Source organism: Ktedonobacteraceae bacterium (assembly GCA_035653615.1).
Taxonomy (GTDB): domain Bacteria; phylum Chloroflexota; class Ktedonobacteria; order Ktedonobacterales; family Ktedonobacteraceae; genus DASRBN01.
On sequence record DASRBN010000019.1, the window covers coordinates 280,713 to 299,722 of the forward strand.

Consider the following 19,010-nt stretch of genomic DNA (forward strand, 5'->3'; position numbering starts at 1 on the left):
GTGTGGTCGTCAAGTAGGTAGCAGGAATGTGTGGATCGCCTGATTTTTCCACAAATTAGAACATTTGTCTACATACTTATCCACATTTCACCTCTCTCATCCAAAATACCGGTAAGTCAACAATTTTACGAAATCTCTACTCTGCTTCTCTTGATAAAAAGCCCTACATCTTCTATACTCAGTATAGCCATATTTGCTCTGCTGATCCGAAACGAGAGGAGGTCAGAGGGCAATGTCAATGGGGAACCCTCTCACCCCTCTCTCACTCTACGAAAAAAGAAAGGACTCGTCATGGTGCCTGTTTTCCGCCTCAAAGGAGTACCCGGGGTCGCGCTCCTGCTCATGTGCTTGATCGGTATGACCCTCCTGAGTTCGCCGCGGCCTGTTGCTCATGCATCAGGCGGCAGCCCAAGCATTACGCTTTCGCCCGCCTATGGCCCACCTACTACGAAAGTCACAGTAAAAGGAACGGGATTTGGCTCTCAAGAGCAGATCGTTATCACGATTGATAATGAGCCTGCCGGCAAGTCGAAAACCAACCAGCAGGGAGACTTTACGGCAAAAATCACCATTCCCAAGAATTATGGTCCAGGCGTCACCCCGGTGCAGGCTACCGGGCAGAGCAGCGGCCTGAGCGCCCAGGCAAACTTCTTCATCAACACGGATTGGCCCTCAATTGGCTTCGATGCGCAAAACTCGCGTGACAATATCTATGAGAACGTTCTCAGCCCATCCGATGTCCAATTCCTGGTACTCAACTGGAGTTATACTCAAGGAATTAAAGACGCTAACGCGACTTCCGAAGTCAACGGAGTACTCTATGTGAGTGGATATGGAAACTTACAAGCACTTGATGCCCAGACGGGCAAATTTATCTGGAAGTCTAACATAAGGGTATTAGCAACAGCCGTTGCGAATGGGGTCGTCTACGGAACCAGCGACGATGGACAGCTGTACGCTTTAGACGCACAGACAGGTACGCTCATCTGGAGCTTCTCGACAGGATTCACCTACGATCCGACTCCTGTGCCTGTGGTGGCTAACGGGATAGTCTACTTTGGAGAAGATGGCATGTACGCGCTGAATGCGCAGACCGGGGCGCTCATCTGGAAGTATTCTGCGGGTGAAGTACTGGGTGCGCCGGCCATAGCGAATGGAGTGGTCTACTTTGGAGATGACGGCATGTACGCGCTGGATGCGCAGACCGGAGCGCTCATCTGGGAGTTCACCCCGGGTGGGCTTGTGCAGTCTACGGCATCTGTAGTGAATGGAGTGGTTTACTTTGGCACACGTGACCAGGATGTGTACGCATTGAATGCCCAAACTGGTACACTCATCTGGAAATTTTCAACTGGCGGAATTATCCTCTCCACACCTGCCGTAGCGAATGGAACAGTCTATATCGGTTCGCGTGATAAACACCTGTACGCGCTGGATGCACAGACCGGCGCGCTCATCTGGGCGTACAAAGTCATAGGGGATGTCGTAACAGGCTCGCCTGTAGTAGCGAACGGGGTTGTCTATGTGGGCAGTACGCGCAGCGAATATACCAGTAACCCGCAGGTAAACCTTTTTGCGCTCGATGCTAAAAAAGGTACGCAGTTGTGGACCTATAGCAGAAGAGGATTCGGTCTTAGCAATCCCATTGTAGCCAACGGCTTCTTCTATGTCGGTATCAATGGGGTCATGTATGCCTTCTCTTTGCCCGGGTTGAAGCAATAGATTTGAGGGGCCGGTGATGAATTTTCACAAGCAAAACCGGTAAATACTCCCTTGCCCTGTCATTCTGAGCGACAGCGAAGAATCCGCGGTCTGGGCGTGCGAGTCGTCGGGCAATGTAGATTCTTCGCTGTCGCTCAGAATGACAGGGACAGGCGGTTCTGATCGACTTTAGTCGAACAGTTGCGGCCGCGCAAAAGCCCGGCAAGCTCAGAATGACAGGGACAGGCGGTTCTGACCAATTTTGCCTGGTAAACTCCATCACCGGCCCCTATGTGGCTGCGACACCGCGCATCTCTCCAACAAATTCGAGGAGTGGGAGATGACATCTTCTACCGTGATACTCTGCAAGCACAGGTAGCCAATGGGACATTCGCTGAAGTAGCACGGGCGGCAGGGAAGCGGCACCGACAGCGAGCGATGTCGCATTATGTCACTATCTGCCCAATCCTCGACTCTGGCCGCGCCAAAGATAGTTATGCTGGGCGTGCCAGGCGCGGCTGCCAGGTGAGCCGGGCCAGTATCTCCTTCCCCTCCATCAGCATCGATACATTCAACTCCATTCACAAGGTATTCTCGTAAAATGACACGTGCGGCGGGGCAGGATGGTGACAAAGAAACGTTATATCCCGATTTATGGCGTCACGAAAAAATGGGAGAGGCCGTATAACATGTGTGAAGTGAGAAGAAGTTAGCCCCTGTACCAATCCATGCAGCCTGTCCTTCCTCAATGCTCTGTGCTCAGGCAGGCGATTGTGTAGTGGGGCAGGATGCAAGGGAAAGAGAAGATATAATGCTTGAAGATTGCACTATGGTTATTGGGGGACGCTATCGTTTGCTGCAAGCCCTGCACCAGGGTGGCATGTCGGAAGTCTTTCTGGCCCTTGACGAGCAGGAGCGCCGGCAAGTCGCTGTCAAGCTGGTCGCCAGCGATTCTCAGGAATATAGCCGGCGCCTGCAACGTGAGATTGCTATCCTGCGCGCACTTGCCCATCCACATATTTTACCCCTGCTGGATGATGGCTGTACCGGCGCTTATTGTTACCTGGTGATGCCCTATATGCGGCGAGGCAATTTGCGCGAACGACTGGCGCGGGAGACAATGACACAGCAAGAGGCGGGCAATGTACTGGCGCAACTGGCAGGGGCGCTTCAGTGCGCGCATGAGCATGGAATCGTCCATCGAGATATCAAACCTTCGAACGTGTTGCTCGATACAGCCGATGAAGAGTATGTCTATCTGGCCGACTTCGGCCTGGCAAAGACGCTGGCTGTGGAGACGGGCATCACCCAACCTGGTTGCCTGATCGGCACGCCGCACTATATGGCGCCAGAGCTGGCTGAGATGCCTTACAGCATTCATAGCGATATTTACGCGCTGGGTATCCTGCTCTATCAGATGTTGACGGGTAGGCTCCCCTTTACCGGTACTGATGCCCTCGCCATCTGCTGGAAGCATGCGCAGGAGTCGCCGCCGCTGCCCTCGGCCCTGAATCCACATATTTCGCAAGCGGTAGAGCAGGTGATCCTGCGCGCATTGGACAAGAACCCGCGGCAGCGTTTTCCTGACGCGCAGGCAATGACCCTGGCATATACGCGGGCCTTGACGGGGGACAACAGGCAGGGCGCGTTGCCGGACCCTGTCACACTTTCGCTCCCTCCGGTACAGGTAATACAGCATAGCAGAGAAGAAAGCCGGGCAGTACATAAAGGGCCCTGGCTGCATGGCTCATGGCAAGCGAGAAGAAAGAGAACCCTATCGCTCTCCATGCTCGTATTGATAGCGCTACCACTTTCGTTAGGTTTATTGTTGGAGAGAGATTTCGCGCATAGCAGTTCATCTTTACTGGATAATGACGCGGTAGCCGGCAATGCTATAGCCTCTTCTATGAGCCAGGGAAAACCCGCCCATGCCGGTAATGATGCGACACAACAGCCGGACAAAACAATCGACGCAGGCGCCGGGTTACCACGGGCGAAGCCAGCAGTCACATTTGTCATGCCTTCCGGCCCGGCGAAGTCTCCAGGGCATGTTCGTGGGTTCCATCCGGCGAAAGCGGTGCCAAAATCAGGGCATAGATCGCATGCCGGGACAGGCAAGCACAGGCGGAAAGATGCCCCGCGTGGAAATAAGACACCCCTCACGCCCCGGAAGCATGGCAAAAAGCGCGGCCATTAGCATGCTTTGCGTATAGGACTATGTATCATTTGTTGCACCGTCTGGATAAAAGCCTCAGGATGGAAAGGCTTGTAGTAAATAACTATGCCTTGCTGCTGTAGATAGTCCTCCTGTTCCCGGACATCACTCCTGGCGGCAGAACAGAGAATAAGCGGAATTGAAGCCGTGGCCAGGTGCATCTTCAACTGGTCCAGCAACTGCCAGACCCTGGCACGATTCAATACCGGAAAATCCAGGATGATGAGCGTCGGGTTGAGGCGCTCGATAGTCTGCAGGGTTTCAAATGTATAGTCGGATAGCTCAAGCTCGTAATCGTCACTGTTCAACAGGTCATAATAGAGGTCCAGAATGGCGGGCTGGTCATTAATTACAAGGATGCAAGCCGTCATATGAAACTCCGTTCTGAGAAACCTCCCCCGGTTCATGTCTGACAGAAAAGCGCTGTAGTGGACAGGCAGCGCTTTTTTGATACTACACAGTCCTAGCCAGTTCCAAGACTTTATGTAACATCCATGCTACGCGGATATATTTCGACAGTGAAAGTTACCTGACTCTGGTAATTTTACCCAAGAATTCGGTTAAATTCAAGAGTAACAACAGCAATAATTATTATTTATATTTTTTTAATGTGTTATATCATTCCATAACACTTTTTAATTTCACTCACAATGTGCATGTTTCCTGGTACTGATTAGAGCAGGAAGGGTAACAGAAAAGCAGTAAGAATAAAAATGTTTTTGAAAGGATCAAAGAGATTGAAAAGCCTGACCGCCGATTTGATCGGTGATCAGGCTTTACTTATTCACTGCAACACATCGCGCTTAATGAAGAGGTACGTTGAAATAGCCCCCAGTACCAGCGCCCATATCAAGGCCACGGCAAATGACTGGCCGATGTTGACGGGAACGCAAGCCTTCGCTGTCAGATTGCAGGCAATGACACCATCGAGCTGGTCAAGTCCTTTTGCCAGGAATGTGGGCAGCGAATTGGCGTAAAAAGCGTCCAGGTTGGTTGTGAAGAGCAGATTGGCGAGCTGGTTGCCGAGTGGTGTGTGCAGTGATTTTCCTATAACGGGCAATACGGCTGCCGCGATATCCTCACCGATGAGGTAGCCAAATGAGGCAGCGATGCCGAAAGCGGCCGAACGCGCGAGTATACTGAGGGTTGCGCCGAAGAGCAGGCAGAACAGGAAATTCTCAAGCGTACCGCCGCACATAGCGAGTATCGTCAGCAGAGTCGGCCCATTAAGGTTGAGCAGGGTAGGAGCGGGCCGGTGAACAATCAGCAGAAAGTTGGTGAGCAGCATACTCATCAGCAGGCCGGCAATCACCAGCGCGACACAGGCTATAGCGAGCGCGATGTACTTGGCCGCAAGGTAAGAGGCCCGGTTGACGCCACGACTGAGTACCAGGCGTATAGAGCCACTGCTGAATTCGCCACCGAAGGTGAGCGCTCCAAGGGCGGCGGCAATGAATTCACCAGCGCGCCTGCCCAACGTCATCGGCTGGCCGATAGCGTCGCTCAGCCCGTTTGCTCCACCCAGTAAATGTCCAGGGGTAAACCCATCCGAGGTTTTTGTCGCATAGTAAACGAGGACGCACCACGCGGCAAAAACGAAGACGAGATCAAGGATCAGCATGCCCCAGACCAGCCGGCGATGCCAGAGTTTGAACAGTTCATTGCGCGTCAATTCCCAGAGCGTAGCGGTACGAGCTTCGGCTGTTGATTGGAAAGGAACCGGCGCTGACGGCCAGATCGTCTGGCTCATAGTCCTGCCTCCTTTTCTGTGAGCCGCAAGAAGATGTGTTCAAGATCTTCCTCGCTGCGTTTCACGCTCTCCGGCCAGATACTGTTCTGGGTCAGATAGTAAATGAGATCGCGCCCGCGAACACTGGGAGCGTTGAGTACGACGAGCCCATTTTCGATACTGACCGAGCGCAGGATGGGCACTCTTGCCAGCAATTGACTGGCCCGTTCGGGGTTGGGGACTTCGATCTCCCAGCGGCTTGTGGAGCGCAAGAGGTCTTCTACGCCGCCCACAGCGATGAGCTGGCCACCACGAATGATGCCGATGCGCGTGCAGACCTGGCGCACTTCGGCGAGGATATGGCTTGAGACGAAGATGGTCTTACCTGATTGCGCAAGTTTGCGGATCAATTCACGCATCTCGACAATACCGGCGGGGTCGAGGCCATTGCCGGGTTCATCGAGGATCAACAGTTCGGGATCGGTCAGCAGCGCAGCTCCCATACCCAGGCGCTGCCGCATACCGAGCGAATACGTGGAGTAGCGGTCGCGACCTCGTTCGCCCAGGCCGACGATGTTGAGTACCTCGTCCACACGCTCCTGTGAAATACCGCCGGTATAGCCTCCGACGGCGATCAAATTATCGCGCCCGCTCAAATAGGATTGAAAGGCGGGTTGCTCGATAAGCGCTCCTACCCTTGGCAGAAGGCCACGGGCATTTTGTTGTAGTGGCTCACCGAAGAGCAGTACTTCGCCCGCCGTAGGGCGAATCAGGTTGAGGAGCATACGGATGGTCGTCGTTTTACCGGCCCCGTTTGGGCCAAGAAAACCAAAAACCTCTCCACGTGCTACTTCGAGGTTCAGATTGTTGACTGCCAATCGTTTGCCGTAAGCTTTCGTCAATCCGATTGTTTGCAGGATGACTTCGCGCGGTGGCTGGGCCGCCTGCTGAAAGGGCCATTCCCCACGCGCTGTTTGAGGCATGTCTTGAGTACCGGGATAGAACATCACACGTGCCTTCTTTCTACATATTCATTTGTCTCAACGCGGAAACGCGCTTTGCCGTTCTTCGCTCAACAACACGCTTCCCCCCTGTACAGGCAATGGCTGTACTATCGTTAATATCGATACTCATCGTAGCAGGTAAACAGCGAGGGACTATTTTGCTAATGTGTCCTTATCCAGGCGTATGTATCTCCCTATGTCATCCTTTCACAGGATAGACCGGATGCGTTATGCTAAAAAAGAATACAATAGTAATAGATAGATGGATATGTTTCTTGTATGGAGAAGAGGAGAGAAACACATGTGTGGTCGTTATACACTCACCGTCAACATCAAAACCGTCGCCGAGACGTTCGGCGTGCCGCCAACGATTGATACGCAGCCGCGCTACAATGTGGCGCCGACGCAGGATGTCGTCTCCATCATGCGTAACGGGTCGGCGCACCTGGCATGGTTACGCTGGGGCCTGATCCCATCCTGGGCAAAGGATGAATCGGTTGGTTCGAAGATGATCAATGCCAGAGCGGAAACGCTGGCGGAGAGACCGAGTTTTCGCGGACTCTTGCGCTCCAAACGCTGCCTGGTGATTGCGGATGGCTTTTATGAATGGAAGCAGGAGCATGGCGGCAAGGTTCCCTGGTATATTACCCTCAAGGACGGGGAGCCGTTCGCCTTCGCGGGCCTATGGGATCATTGGAAGGCTCCCGATGGACAGCAGATTCTGAGCTGCACAATCATTACGACGGAGCCTAATGATGTAGTAGCCCCCATTCATAATCGCATGCCGGCAATTCTCTTGCCCGATACGCGCGACCTCTGGCTCAATCCAGATTTGCGCGATGAGCATGAATTGACAAAGCTGCTGGCTCCTTATCCATCGAATCAGATGACGGCGCGCCCTGTATCGCGCCTGGTGAACGACCCGAAGCACGACAGCGCGGAGTTGCTGGCCTGACAGCGTTTAGAGCGGGGATGTGGGGCTCGATAATAGAGTTGAACAAATTAGCCTGATCCCGCACAGGCCGATTTATCGGCCCCGCACCAATTACCGGCATATTTCCTTACAGTCCATCATCTGGCCCTTCCATCCCGCCCTGCTCGCCGAGCAATGCTTGTAGCTCGTTCCAACAGTAGAGCAAGGGCGCCATGTCGTAGATGACCTCCATGGGGCGCACCTTGATATTGTAATGTGTGGGAGAGGGTGCCCACGCATTCGGGCCGCTACGATAAACGAGGTGATGACGGCGGGCATAGGCCAGGAATCTGGCGGCCAGTTTGCGCGCCTGCCCCGGATGCAGCAATTGCCGGTCAACATGGCGGCCAGCCTCAGCGAGCGAGAGGGCCTGGCGGTGTATCGCTACACTAAGTTCATCGAGTGTAAACGAGCGCTCCGCCCGCGATGCCTCCATCACAAAGCCCGAAGCCAGCAGGCTACAGGTGAAGCGCGCCGCCTGTATCCAGGAGTGGTATAGTTGCTGTTCGAGCTGTTCTTTTGATAAAGTGGGCGCATTTTCGATAGCGGTGCCTATTTCGATAAAGACGGAGATGCGCCGCCGCGTGGTCATGTAGTCATAGGTGGGATACCAGGGAAGAATCGTCGTGCTGGCAGGCGCGTAACGCAAGATACGATGCAGGGCCGAATTGATAGGCCGGAATGTGCCATCCGGTGAAAGCTGCCCTTCCGGTGAACCAAGCACGCTTCCGCCAGACTGCAGCCATGCTCCCAGGTCGATTATCTGTTGTTTCATGCGCGCGACCAGGCGCTGGTCTATTTTGCGGCGTGCTGGCCCAAGGATGATTTCGGAGCTGTAGAAGTGCTGCAACGGGGCCTGATAACGCCAGGCTAAAAGCTGTGAAAGGCGAGCGCCGGCAATCTGCTCGTAGGATTCTCCGCTGGCGTGCGCCAGTTCATAGATAATCATAGGCGCAAGCAGATCGCCCGCGCGGGCATCGCCGCTTACGCGGAGCAGTTCGCGAATCCATTCTTCGGTTGGACGAAACAGGCTCTCCAACGGTAGGGCGCCGAGCCAGGGTAGAACCGTGCCGGCATTGATTGGGCGCAAAAAACGGGCGATGAAGCGCGGCTCCATCACGATCCTGGCGAGGAAACCCGGCGAGAAAGCGTCGCCACGCAAAGCAAAATGCAGGCTGTTGCTCAATGCAGACCAGCCACGAAAGAAGGTTATGATAGGAATCAGGATAATGGGATCCAGGTCGCGTCTATGCGCCATGCCAAAGTATGTGCTGGGAAGACGCTTATCATGCTGCTGGCCGCGCACCTGGATACGAAAGGATATCCTGGTGGCAATCCAGAAGGCGATAGTGATGATGGTTCTACTCAACGCGATGAGCAAAAAGACCATTTGACGTATTGCCGGTCGAGTCACAGTTTTCATGAATAGTAACACATCCTTACGCTATAGTGAGGCGGGGCCTCACCCTTTTACCGGTCCCCAAATGAGTGCGATCATGGACTTGAACGAATTGCGTGGGTGAACGTCCCACACCACAACCCATATCCCCTATGCTACCCTGATAGAGGAAGTGAGAAGAACCCCCTGACATACATCATATCCCGAAGTCGCTCCTATAGCAAGCACAGTTGTGAGAGCGCGCTCCAGTTGGGCATCGCCGGCGCGGGTCATAGCATCGAGCAATGTGGCAATTGGCTCGGCAACGTTTCCACCGGCGGCGTAGGAGAGCCAGCATTGACTGAGCAGGTGCGTCTGCTGCCTGGCGATCTCGACGATGCGCCGGCAGGTCTCGACAAAGCCCGCTTCTGGCCCATAGAGCAACCACCCGGCGGCCATCCAACCGGCAAGCATATCATCGCCGCTGGGGGTAAGACCGGGGCCGCGCCCACAAATTTCGCGCGCCAGGGTAAGAATATCTGCCGCCTGATCTATTCCAACCCCATTGTCTCCATGCCCCTGTTTCCATTTCTCCACCAGCGTTTGTAAGCGACAATAATTCCTTTGCACGACTGCCATATCCAGTTGCGCGGGCCTTTGAATATGCGGATTCCATTGAGGGGACTGCGACAGGTCGAGGGAGCAATCGATGGCTTCGATATGCAGACGCTGGGCGCCGAAGATGACGGGCATACCGGGGCGTAAGGCGGAAAATGGAAAGCTACCCGCAGGTGATGAAAGCTGGATGCCATTTGGGATGCGCGGCGTCGCAGCCGCATTAAGCGAAAGGACAAATACATCCTGGCCGGGCAGGTTCCATCCTGAAAAAGGAAAGGCAATATTAGCGGCAGCATTGAAGACACTGTGAACGATGCCGTGTAAAGGCTCATGCATAGCTACTTCCGCTATGCATGAACTGTAGGATATCACAGAAGGCATGGCGCTACTCGGTCGAGCCCTCGGGGCTTGAGATCAGGATACGGAGAAATCGCCTGAGCGCCCAGAAGACCAGGTAGTAGATGCCAATCGCAATCAGCGTTGGAAACTCAAAGGACTGGTACTGGCTAAACTGCGGTGAACCAACGATATTCATGAAAGGGAAGAGCAGGATATCGGTCAGCGCGTAGAGAAAGCCGGCGAACAGGTTGTAAGGAACCGCGCCAATCAGCTTAAGCACAAAGCGAATGACCAGCGTCGTCTCTAAAACGATCAGGAACCAGCCGAGGTAATCATTGAGTTTGCCGATGGCATATTTAATAGTAAGCGCTTCTTCCTGGCGCGCCTCAACCTCTTCGACCTCCTCTGGAATGACCGGGTGTACCGCGTCCTCGGCAGGCACGGGTGTTTGAGCAGGGGGTTGTTGGGATTGTCTGGGCTGGAGTTCTTCCATAGGCGGAAAAACATCCGTAGGTTGCGAGCCTGCCGGCTCATTTGGAAATGGATTGTTAGACATTCAGGCAATCCTCCATACAATACTTCTCATTGGTCGCGACCAGGTGGAACAAATCGCGTTCCAGGCACATCCTTGTATGCTTGTAACGATTATAACATGATTCAGGTGTTAAGCGCTACGGCGAACGAATAATTCGACACCGGCTTTGCGTGCCACAAGACGGAATTGTCGCGAAAGTGCATTCAGTTCGCTGGTTGCTGCTGCCCTATTTTCGATGGTAAGACTGTTGAGGTCAACAATAACATATTCTACTGTATGCGTACAGGTTGAGTCAAGGCAGACCGAGGGGAAAACTGCGAGCAACTGGCGTTCGCTCAAATGAGGATTGAGATCGTCTGATGCGGAGACGGAAGCGTCGGGCGGAATCATGTCGAGCAGCTGTTGTATCTGTTGCTCCCGGCTCCCAGGGGTGTGATCGGGCCAGAAGGAATTGAGCGTAGGCATGATGATGAGATAGTTCAGCACTGCCATCAGCATGATCCATGTTACCAGTACCCATTGCAGGCGAGCGATGGAAATGGCTGTTGCGATAGGTTTCATCTGCGCGCTGAAACGTTGCCATTGCGTCTTACGCCACCTGGGCAAGGTAAGCCGTGTAAGGCGAGTTTGCGCTGTTGATGCAATACGCCGGGAAAGAGCAGGGATAGGTGTTCTGGCAAAAGCATAGATGGGAATGGCCCGTCCCAGGGCGACTACAGTAGAAAGCCGGTTCATCGCGTTCGTAGCCGCCCCTATCCCATAGGATTCTCCTGTCCTATTTCGTACAGGGTAGGGGTCACCACCTGCTGGATCAACCCGCACTTTACCGCGTCCGTTCTGAGGGGCGCTGCCCTGTCCTTCAGACTCTAAGAAATTGGCCTGTTCTGTTCCGCGCCATCCTTGCCAGATGGTGATGAAGCGCCGTATACCGTGAAGTGAGGCAATCATAACAAACGGGATGATGACGGCATTGTAGTGATAAACCCCACTATAGAGCAATGGATCGGTGCTGAGCAGATTAACGGCAAGACTGGGCAATGCCGGTATTAACCACTCGGGCGCGAGCACTGCCAGGAAGCCGGTGCTGCGCACAAGCCCGAACAGGTAGTAGAGGCGATCCAACGTGATAAAGGTGGTGAAGAGAATCCAGGGATGCAGCAGGATGTTTCCAATAGCAACTCCTGGAGAGCTGCCCAGTTCTTCATAACGATACCAGAAGTTGTTGGCCTGCAGACCGGGGTAGAAGTGTGGAATGACCACTTTGAAGGCAATCAAGCTCCACAGCAGCCCTCCAACGATGAGAACAGCGCCCAGGCGCGGGAGTTTGTATTTCCAGATCACCAGGATTCCTAACCCCGCGACGGCCAATGGCACATCTTCTTTGCAGGCGGCGGCCAGGATGCAGGCAATGATGAACCAGATATAGCGTTTGTATTCGAGTGCGAGTACAGCATAGAGCAACAGCGGCGTGGCCAGGGCAATGGGATGGAAATCGAAAATGTTGAGTCCGAGCAATCCGGGGGTTATCAGGTAAGCGCCGGCCATAATCGCCGCCAGCAGGGGCCAGCCAGGCAGGTACTTGCGCGTGAGCAGGAAAACCGGTACCGCGCCCGTGACCAGCACAAGCGTCTGGAAAACCAGCAAGATACGTGGGTCTGCGTGAAAGAGGTAGAGCAGGGAAAGCGGTAAAATGATTGGCTCGAAGTGAATAGCCAGGCGTGTGGGCGGCCCATAATAATCGATGGCCTGATTGGTAAATTGGAAGAGGCGACCATGAATCGTATTCCACAGTACCTGGTCCATGTTGCCGAGATCAAAAGCTGTCGCCTGAAAGGTCTCATAGCGTAGCACGGCCTGATAGCTCATATCGACCGCGTAGATGAGCATGAAGACAATCAGCAGTCCCCAGGCGATGCGCTGTTGATTGCGTACCTGCGACAGTTTGATTGCCAGCACTTTGATATATTTCATTAGATCGTGATAATTGATTGCCATATACCGATCCCAACCAGGATCATGAAAGTCCAGACGATGACGAACTCCGGCCAGGTGCCGGTACGGAACCGGTAGCGCGGGTCCGGCGGGAACCCGAAGCGCTTATGATCCGGCCAGAGCAATGGTACGCCGCCTTCGGTCAGTGCGTCGGCGGCTATATGCATAATACATCCAAAAAGCACAGCGATAAATACCAGGTGCGAACCATTGATAAATTGCGCCGGAATGATAAATCCACGTTGCTCCAACAAATAGCTTACCACCGAATTGAGACCCAATGCCAACAAGGAGCCGAGTACGAGGCCCAGGAGGCTATGAAAGAGGGTACGATGACCGGCAACACGTTGGATGCCCTTGCTGACCCAGCCGAGTTTGTGACCAAGCGTGCTGTGAGCATTGTCTATATCAGGCAGCAGCGAGCCGACGCCGACCATGAAGTAAAAAACGCCTTTTTTAACGATAAGCGTTAATGGAATGCTGGCTGCCATAGTGAGCGGGCTGCCCGTCAGATGGAAGACACTATCGAGCACGACTCCCGCCGTGAGGCCGATCAGCAGGTGCGATCTACCCTCCATGATGTATAGGACTCCTTTAAAGATAAGTTTTTGTATCCCTGTGTTTTCAGTTTGCACATTGTAATGGGTTTTAGAACAAAGATCAAGTGGAATGGCCTGATGACTATCGATGAGTTGGCGCGGGCTTCTTCGCTGCACTCAGCATGACAGGCCCCGGACACACGCCGCTGTGTCCGGGGCCTGTCATGCTGAGTGCAGCGAAGAAGCCCCACCTGATACTATTTACTCTTCCGGCAGGCTGATGAGAATGGCATTGCCGTCGATGCGTACGGGGTAGGTGAAAATATCCTGGCGCGCGGGGCCGCGCAAGACCTTCCCGGTACGAACGTTGAACTGGGCACCGTGCCAGGGGCAGGTCAGCACTTCGCCGTCGAGTTCGCCTTCGTTGAGGGGACCGCTGATGTGGGTGCAATTGTCGGTAAAGGCATAAACGGTGCCATCTACTTTTGCCAGGCAGATTGGCTCCCCATCTACCTCGACGGCCATCAGTTCGCCGTCTTCAAGATCATCAACTTCCGCTACTTGTACAAAATCCGACATATGAGAAACGCATTCCTATTCATCGTCATCTTCATCATCTGTGGGTGGTTTTTCCAGACCTGCCAGTGCCAGGCCGCGGTGCAGCACGCGCAGGGAGAGAAAAGCACATTTTGTGCGCGCCGGACTGATGGGGATACCAAGCGCGTCCAGCACATCATCTTTGCCGAGCCGGACAACTTCCTCCACCGTTCTGCCTTCGATCATCTCTGAGAGCATCGATGCCGTGGCCTGGCTGATCGCGCAGCCGCGGCCCTGAAAACGCACGGCGCTGACGCGGTCTCCATCGATCTGGAGATCGATAGCGAGCTGGTCGCCGCACAGTGGGTTGGAGTCTTCGGCATGCGCGTCGGGATGCTCCAACTTCCCGTAATTGCGCGGGTGCCTGTAATGATCCAGAATATATTCACGATAATCCATTGACATAGTTTTATCCCTTTTTGGGCTGTGGTCTACATCTTTTTAAAGATTGAATATCTGTAACGCTTTATGCAGCCCCTGTACCAGCACGTCGATATCTTCTGGTACTGTATACACGTAGAAGCTGGCGCGTGCAGTTGCGGCCAGCCCAAAGCGTTCCATGACCGGTTGCGCGCAATGATGGCCCGCGCGAATGGCCACGCCGACCTCTTGATCGAGAATGGATGCCAGGTCGTGTGGGTGAATATCCCCTAACGTAAAGGATACGACGCCGCCGCGCCGCGAGGCATCCGGCCCATAGATGGTCAGCCCTGGAACGGCCTGCAATTGTTCCATAGCATAGACCGTAATTTCCTGTTCGTGCTGCCGGACATTCGCCATACCAAGTTTATTGAGATAATCGATGGCGGCTCCCAGGCCGATAGCTTCCGCGATAGAGGGCGTGCCGGCCTCAAATTTCCAGGGCAGGTCATTCCAGGTCGATTGCCGCAGTCCGACCGTGCGAATCATGTCGCCGCCGCCCATAAAAGGAGGCATGGCTTCGAGCAGTTCGCGCTTGCCATAGAGAACGCCAATACCTGTGGGTCCAAGCATTTTGTGCGAGCTGAAGCACAGAAAATCAGCATCCAGGGCCTGTACATCGACGGGCATATGAGGTACGCTTTGCGCCGCGTCCACCAGAACGACTGCCCCTGCTTCATGAGCCTGGGCAACCATTTGCTGTACGGGATTGATTGTACCCAGGACGTTGGACATATGGGCGAACGCGACGAGTTTCGGCTGCTGCCGCAAGAGTTGTTCATAGATATCTAAGCGCAGCAGTCCCTCATCGGTGACAGGCACGAATTCCAGGCGCGCGCCGGTGCGTTGGGCGAGCAGTTGCCAGGGGACGAGATTGCTGTGATGCTCCATTTCGGTCAGGACGATCACATCACCGGCGGAAATATTGGTGTTGCCCCAGCTATAGGCGACCAGGTTGATGCTTTCGGTCGTGTTGCGCGTGAAGATGATCTGCTTGCTCTGGCGCGCGTTGATGAAGCGGGCGACCTTGACGCGCGCCTTCTCCATCTTTGCCGTGGCTTCCTCGCTGATCTCATAGACGCCGCGATGCACGTTGGCGTTGATGGTTTCGTAGTAGGCGCTCATGGCCTCAATGACGCTATAGGGTTTCTGCGAGCTTGCCGTGCTGTCGAGATACACCAGCGGTTTGCCATGTACCTGGCGTGAAAGTATCGGAAAATCTTTGCGAATGTCCGCTGCTGAACGCACAGCGGGATGCTGTCCTGTTGTCTCTTGCGTTACCGTCGCCAGCGTGTTGTCGGAACCTGCCATTTTCGTTCTCCCAGGGCGTCGATCAGGCGTCCTTGCTATTACATTTCATCATAGTAGGTAGAATAGAGTTTGCCAGAGTTTTTCGTCACATACTTGTGATATATCCCCGCGGGGCCGGTGATGAATGTTCACCACCCAGGTCGTTCGTGTCATGCTTCCCGACATACTCCTCTGGTACCGTCTTGATACCTCTCCGCGAGGGATTCTTTGCTGCGCTCAGAATGACAGGGCCGATTTTGATTGTTACTATTCATCACCGGCCCCGTAGGCTAATACTCAGCGAGCTGAATCTCCTCCTCCTCCTGGGGCTTGCCGTCGAGGGAGATGGCATATTGGTCAACGTCCTCGATCTCCCAGCGTTCCTGCGCATCGACCCAGGTGTCGGCCTCGGTTTCGTAGGCGCCCTGCATACGGCGCACAATGCTGCGGCGCAGGCGGGTGCGCAGGTTCTCCAGCGGGATGCGCTGCAGAACCGGCTCGAAGAAGCCCTGCACGATGATGCGTTCGGCCTCTTCACGCGCGATGCCGCGTACCATCAGGTAGAAGAGTTGCTCTTCGTCAATCTTGCCGGTAGTGGCGCCGTGGCTGGCGCTGACCTCGTTGGCTCCGATTTCCAGGCTCGGTATCGATTCTGCCCGGCACTTGTCGCTCAGTAGCAGCGTGTGATCGGAGAGGAATGAAGCCGTCTGCTGCGCCTTTGGCCGCACGCGGATCATTCCGATAAATTCCACGCGCGACTCGTCGGTCAACACGCCTTTGACCAGTGTCTCGGCATTCGTCGCGGTCGAGGCGTGATCGGAGAGCGTGTTGATTGAATACCGCTGGTCGTGGTCGGTGAAAAAGACTCCTACCAGTTCGCCGGCGCTGCCGCTTCCCTGCATACCGATGCCGACGTTGGAAAGCATGACCTTGCTGCCGAGGTCGGCTATTACCCAGGTGGTGCTGCCATCCTTTTCATGGACGGCGTTCTTATTTGTGACCGTCCAGACGTTCTGACCGAAGTCCTGCAGGTTGCTGAACTCGACATGCGCCGCGTTTTTGACATACACCTCGACGACGCCATTGAGCAAGGATGGTTGCTCGCCATCGAAGGCGGAGCTCTGTTCCTCGACATAGCGCACGCTGCTCATCTCGTCTGCAACGATGAGCGTATGCGCGAAGATGGCCGAGGCGGGCGCATCGATCCAGATTTGCGCCAGGATAGGGTCTTCAACCTCTACTCCCTTGGGGAGATACAGGAAGATGCCGCCGCTCCAGAATGCCGCGTGCAGAGCGGTATATTTGTTGCTGCTTACTGGCACGCAATCGGTCATGAAGTACTGCTGCACCAGTTCGGGATATTCGCGTACGGCTGTATCCAGGTCGGTGAGGATGACGCCGCGGCTTTTGAGTTCTTCGTCAAGCTCGGTACGCACGACAGAGGAGTTGCGCTGCACGATCAGGCCGGAACGTTGATCGACCAGCGCCTCTTGCAAAGACTGCTCGATTGGCGCGGGCAGTTTGTCGTTGCCCGCGGACGGAACGTATGGATTGAGCGCCTGGAACTTGAAATTCGCCAGCGTGCGTAGCGTGCCCAGGTCGCCACGACGGCCAAGTGGCGTCTCCATGCTTTCATAGAGGTCCCAGGCCTGCAGGCGTTTCTGTAGCATCCATTCAGGCTCTCCCTTCTGGCGCGAAAGTTCCTCTACCGCGCCGCGCGAGAGTCCATTGGATAGAGCATTAGCCATTGACCGTCACCCCATTCTCTTCGTCCATGGGCCGCAGCCATTCGTACCCCTTCTTTTCGAGTTCGGTGGCCAGTTCTTTCCCGCCGGAGAGAACGATGCGCCCATCGTACATGACGTGTACAAAATCTGGGACGATATAGTCCAGTATGCGCTGGTAATGCGTGATGAGCAGGATGCCAAGATTGGGGCCGCGCAGGGCATTGACGCTCTCGGAGACAATCTTGAGGGCATCGATATCCAGGCCGGAGTCTGTCTCGTCCATCAGCGCGATTTCCGGCTCCAGCAGCGCCATCTGCAGAATCTCGGCGCGTTTCTTTTCGCCGCCGGAGAAGCCGTCGTTGATGGAACGGTTGATGAAGCTGTTATCGACCCGCAGCAGGCGCATCTTTTCTTGCAGCAATTTACGGAACTCGCCGGGCGGAATGCTCTTGCGTTTGGTAGCCTTGCCGCTAGGATTCTCGCCCTCTTCCAGTGGCTTATTGCCTTCGCGCACGGCCTCAAGCGAGCGGCGCAGGAAATTGGCCACGCTGACGCCTGGAATGGACATCGGATACTGGAACGCCAGGAAGAGGCGCATGCGAGCGCGGCGGTCGGGTGAGTACTCGAGAATATTTTCGCCTTTGAACCAGATTTCACCCTCGGTCACTTCATATTTCGGGTTGCCCATAATGACGTTAGCGAGTGTGCTTTTACCGGAACCATTGGGACCCATTAAGGCGTGGACTTCGCCCTGTTTGACGGTCAGGTTCACACCGCGTAAGATCGGTTTGCCTTCGATATTGGCATGCAGGTTTTTAATAATAAGTTCTGACGACATTTTAGGAAAGAGTTCCTCCTTGTATTAGTTTGTGGACGGATGAGCCACACGAATATCAGAGATGGCGATGAACTGGGATGTTGTGGGAGCTGGATGCGCTTTCTCCTGCTCCGAATCGGATGAGCCTACCAGTTCGGCCAATGTCATGGTATCGATGGTGTGAGCGACAGCGTCACGCACTTTGGCCCACAAATATTTGATGCGGCACGAGTCAAGGAAGCCGCAAATCTCGGTCATTTCGCCTTCGGTCGCGCAGATCATGGGGGCAATCGGCCCCTCAAGGGTGCGCAGGATTTCACCCATCGTAATATCTGCCGGGTCGCGGCTCAAGCTATAGCCGCCGTGCGCGCCGCGCGTACTCGTAACCAGCGGTGGATTCGCCTCGCGCAGCAGTTTTACCAGTTGCTCAAGGTATGCCAGGGGCAGCATCTCGGCCTGCGCAATATCGGTAAGCGAGCGCGGGCGCCCGCCGTAATGACGAGCGAGATGAGCCATGATCCGCACGCCATATTCGCCTTTTGTAGAAACTTGTAACCACATGGTCTTCTCCCTTCTCGCCGTATCTGAATTGCTGTGCCGCTCTCGAATAACCGGCAGGCATCTATGACTAAGCAGCGCTAAATTAATCCGACCTGTTCACTAGGATATATTCTAGCACCTTTGGTGAAAGGTCGTCAACCAGGAAAAATACAGGAGTTGATCGGGCTTTTCTAGCCGGCGATCAACTCCTTTTTCATCTAGTGGTTGGATGAAAGGGCGCCACGATTGGATAAGAGGGCGATCCAGTTGGCAGAAAGGGCGACCACAAGAGCCGCCCCTACGATACGAGGCCGTTTTCAGGCTGTTACACCACCTTGATGGATACGGTTTTGCTGAGCTGGCTGCCGCCCTGATCGACTACGGTCAGGGTCAGGGTATAGGTTCCCTTTTTAGCATAGGTGTGCAAGCCACCCAGGTCAAAGCCCTGTGGATGACCGGCGGCTTTGCCCACCTTAACGGTCGAGGACATGCCGTCGCCCCAGTTGATCGTGGCGGTATAGTCAGAGACCTGCCCGTTGGGATCAGCATCGGTGAAGGTGGCGCTCAGGCTGGCCCTGTGATGACCCAGCGGGTTG

Annotated in this window: 19 protein-coding genes; 4 read left to right on the forward strand and 15 right to left on the reverse strand. The window is 54.6% G+C overall.

Annotated features, from left to right (window positions below; translation table 11 throughout):
* Positions 1–291: 291 nt before the first annotated feature.
* The 3 genes from VFA09_11045 (at position 292) to VFA09_11055 (ending at position 3,898) form a co-directional block, all read left to right on the forward strand.
* Positions 292–1,722, forward strand: a complete 1,431-nt coding sequence (locus VFA09_11045) for a PQQ-binding-like beta-propeller repeat protein (protein HZU67801.1) — start codon at positions 292–294, stop codon at positions 1,720–1,722.
* 312 nt (positions 1,723–2,034) lie between these two features.
* A complete protein-coding gene (locus VFA09_11050) occupies positions 2,035–2,301 on the forward strand; it encodes a hypothetical protein (GenBank protein ID HZU67802.1) in 267 nt (88 codons plus the stop codon).
* Between the two features lie 211 nt (positions 2,302–2,512).
* Entirely contained in the window at positions 2,513–3,898 is a 1,386-nt protein-coding gene (locus VFA09_11055; protein HZU67803.1) for a serine/threonine-protein kinase, read from the forward strand.
* Here the strand turns inward: VFA09_11055 and VFA09_11060 are convergent.
* From VFA09_11060 to VFA09_11070, 3 genes are all read right to left on the reverse strand, one after another.
* A complete protein-coding gene (locus VFA09_11060) occupies positions 3,895–4,287 on the reverse strand; it encodes a response regulator (GenBank protein HZU67804.1) in 393 nt (130 codons plus the stop codon). The two genes, VFA09_11055 and VFA09_11060, sit on opposite strands and share 4 nt — an antisense overlap.
* Positions 4,288–4,700: 413 nt before the next feature.
* Complete coding sequence (locus VFA09_11065; GenBank protein HZU67805.1) at positions 4,701–5,666, reverse strand: ABC transporter permease subunit; 966 nt, start codon at positions 5,664–5,666, stop codon at positions 4,701–4,703.
* Positions 5,663–6,652 carry an ABC transporter ATP-binding protein gene (locus VFA09_11070; protein ID HZU67806.1) on the reverse strand — a complete coding sequence of 330 codons (990 nt, stop codon included), beginning with the start codon at positions 6,650–6,652 and terminating at the stop codon, positions 5,663–5,665. The genes VFA09_11065 and VFA09_11070 overlap by 4 nt, the downstream gene beginning before the upstream one ends.
* 298 nt (positions 6,653–6,950) lie before the next feature.
* Between VFA09_11070 and VFA09_11075 the strand changes: the two genes are divergently transcribed.
* A complete protein-coding gene (locus tag VFA09_11075) occupies positions 6,951–7,604 on the forward strand; it encodes an SOS response-associated peptidase (protein ID HZU67807.1) in 654 nt (217 codons plus the stop codon).
* A 106-nt stretch (positions 7,605–7,710) separates the two neighbouring features.
* Here the strand turns inward: VFA09_11075 and VFA09_11080 are convergent, their stop codons facing one another.
* The 12 genes from VFA09_11080 to VFA09_11135 form a co-directional block, all read right to left on the reverse strand.
* A complete protein-coding gene (locus VFA09_11080) occupies positions 7,711–9,045 on the reverse strand; it encodes a hypothetical protein (GenBank protein HZU67808.1) in 1,335 nt (444 codons plus the stop codon).
* Between the two features lie 126 nt (positions 9,046–9,171).
* Positions 9,172–9,954 carry a DUF2877 domain-containing protein gene (locus tag VFA09_11085; GenBank protein ID HZU67809.1) on the reverse strand — a complete coding sequence of 261 codons (783 nt, stop codon included), beginning with the start codon at positions 9,952–9,954 and terminating at the stop codon, positions 9,172–9,174.
* A 49-nt stretch (positions 9,955–10,003) separates the two neighbouring features.
* Entirely contained in the window at positions 10,004–10,513 is a 510-nt protein-coding gene (locus VFA09_11090; protein ID HZU67810.1) for a hypothetical protein, read from the reverse strand.
* Positions 10,514–10,621: 108 nt separating this feature from the next.
* Complete coding sequence (locus VFA09_11095) at positions 10,622–12,487, reverse strand: DUF2079 domain-containing protein (GenBank protein HZU67811.1); 1,866 nt, start codon at positions 12,485–12,487, stop codon at positions 10,622–10,624.
* Positions 12,463–13,062 (reverse strand): metal-dependent hydrolase, encoded by a 600-nt coding sequence (locus VFA09_11100; GenBank protein ID HZU67812.1) that lies wholly within the window; start codon positions 13,060–13,062, stop codon positions 12,463–12,465. Before VFA09_11100 ends, VFA09_11095 begins: the two co-directional genes overlap by 25 nt.
* A 222-nt stretch (positions 13,063–13,284) precedes the next feature.
* Positions 13,285–13,602 (reverse strand): non-heme iron oxygenase ferredoxin subunit, encoded by a 318-nt coding sequence (locus VFA09_11105; GenBank protein ID HZU67813.1) that lies wholly within the window; start codon positions 13,600–13,602, stop codon positions 13,285–13,287.
* Positions 13,603–13,617: 15 nt separating this feature from the next.
* Entirely contained in the window at positions 13,618–14,025 is a 408-nt protein-coding gene (locus tag VFA09_11110) for an SUF system NifU family Fe-S cluster assembly protein (GenBank protein ID HZU67814.1), read from the reverse strand.
* A gap of 36 nt (positions 14,026–14,061) precedes the next feature.
* Positions 14,062–15,351 (reverse strand): cysteine desulfurase, encoded by a 1,290-nt coding sequence (locus VFA09_11115; protein ID HZU67815.1) that lies wholly within the window; start codon positions 15,349–15,351, stop codon positions 14,062–14,064.
* Positions 15,352–15,620: 269 nt separating this feature from the next.
* Entirely contained in the window at positions 15,621–17,078 is a 1,458-nt protein-coding gene (gene sufD / locus VFA09_11120) for a Fe-S cluster assembly protein SufD (GenBank protein HZU67816.1), read from the reverse strand.
* Positions 17,071–17,895, reverse strand: coding sequence for a Fe-S cluster assembly ATPase SufC (gene sufC / locus VFA09_11125; GenBank protein HZU67817.1), 825 nt, complete (start codon positions 17,893–17,895; stop codon positions 17,071–17,073). Before sufC ends, sufD begins: the two co-directional genes overlap by 8 nt.
* 24 nt (positions 17,896–17,919) lie before the next feature.
* A complete protein-coding gene (locus tag VFA09_11130; GenBank protein HZU67818.1) occupies positions 17,920–18,435 on the reverse strand; it encodes an Rrf2 family transcriptional regulator in 516 nt (171 codons plus the stop codon).
* A 304-nt stretch (positions 18,436–18,739) separates the two neighbouring features.
* Positions 18,740–19,010 (reverse strand): PKD domain-containing protein (locus VFA09_11135; protein HZU67819.1); only part of this gene is annotated, 271 nt, incomplete at its 5' end.

Coding starts and splice junctions, on each gene's coding strand:
- VFA09_11105 (HZU67813.1), bottom strand. CDS start 13,602: ATGTCGGATTTTGTACAAGTAGCGGAAGTTGATGATCTTGAAGACGGC.
- VFA09_11100 (HZU67812.1), bottom strand. CDS start 13,062: ATGGAGGGTAGATCGCACCTGCTGATCGGCCTCACGGCGGGAGTCGTG.
- VFA09_11055 (HZU67803.1), top strand. CDS start 2,513: ATGCTTGAAGATTGCACTATGGTTATTGGGGGACGCTATCGTTTGCTG.
- VFA09_11085 (HZU67809.1), bottom strand. CDS start 9,954: ATGCATGAGCCTTTACACGGCATCGTTCACAGTGTCTTCAATGCTGCC.
- VFA09_11045 (HZU67801.1), top strand. CDS start 292: ATGGTGCCTGTTTTCCGCCTCAAAGGAGTACCCGGGGTCGCGCTCCTG.
- VFA09_11075 (HZU67807.1), top strand. CDS start 6,951: ATGTGTGGTCGTTATACACTCACCGTCAACATCAAAACCGTCGCCGAG.
- sufC (HZU67817.1), bottom strand. CDS start 17,895: ATGTCGTCAGAACTTATTATTAAAAACCTGCATGCCAATATCGAAGGC.
- VFA09_11095 (HZU67811.1), bottom strand. CDS start 12,487: ATGGCAATCAATTATCACGATCTAATGAAATATATCAAAGTGCTGGCA.
- VFA09_11060 (HZU67804.1), bottom strand. CDS start 4,287: ATGACGGCTTGCATCCTTGTAATTAATGACCAGCCCGCCATTCTGGAC.
- sufD (HZU67816.1), bottom strand. CDS start 17,078: ATGGCTAATGCTCTATCCAATGGACTCTCGCGCGGCGCGGTAGAGGAA.
- VFA09_11115 (HZU67815.1), bottom strand. CDS start 15,351: ATGGCAGGTTCCGACAACACGCTGGCGACGGTAACGCAAGAGACAACA.
- VFA09_11090 (HZU67810.1), bottom strand. CDS start 10,513: ATGTCTAACAATCCATTTCCAAATGAGCCGGCAGGCTCGCAACCTACG.
- VFA09_11065 (HZU67805.1), bottom strand. CDS start 5,666: ATGAGCCAGACGATCTGGCCGTCAGCGCCGGTTCCTTTCCAATCAACA.
- VFA09_11070 (HZU67806.1), bottom strand. CDS start 6,652: ATGTTCTATCCCGGTACTCAAGACATGCCTCAAACAGCGCGTGGGGAA.
- VFA09_11110 (HZU67814.1), bottom strand. CDS start 14,025: ATGTCAATGGATTATCGTGAATATATTCTGGATCATTACAGGCACCCG.
- VFA09_11130 (HZU67818.1), bottom strand. CDS start 18,435: ATGTGGTTACAAGTTTCTACAAAAGGCGAATATGGCGTGCGGATCATG.
- VFA09_11080 (HZU67808.1), bottom strand. CDS start 9,045: ATGAAAACTGTGACTCGACCGGCAATACGTCAAATGGTCTTTTTGCTC.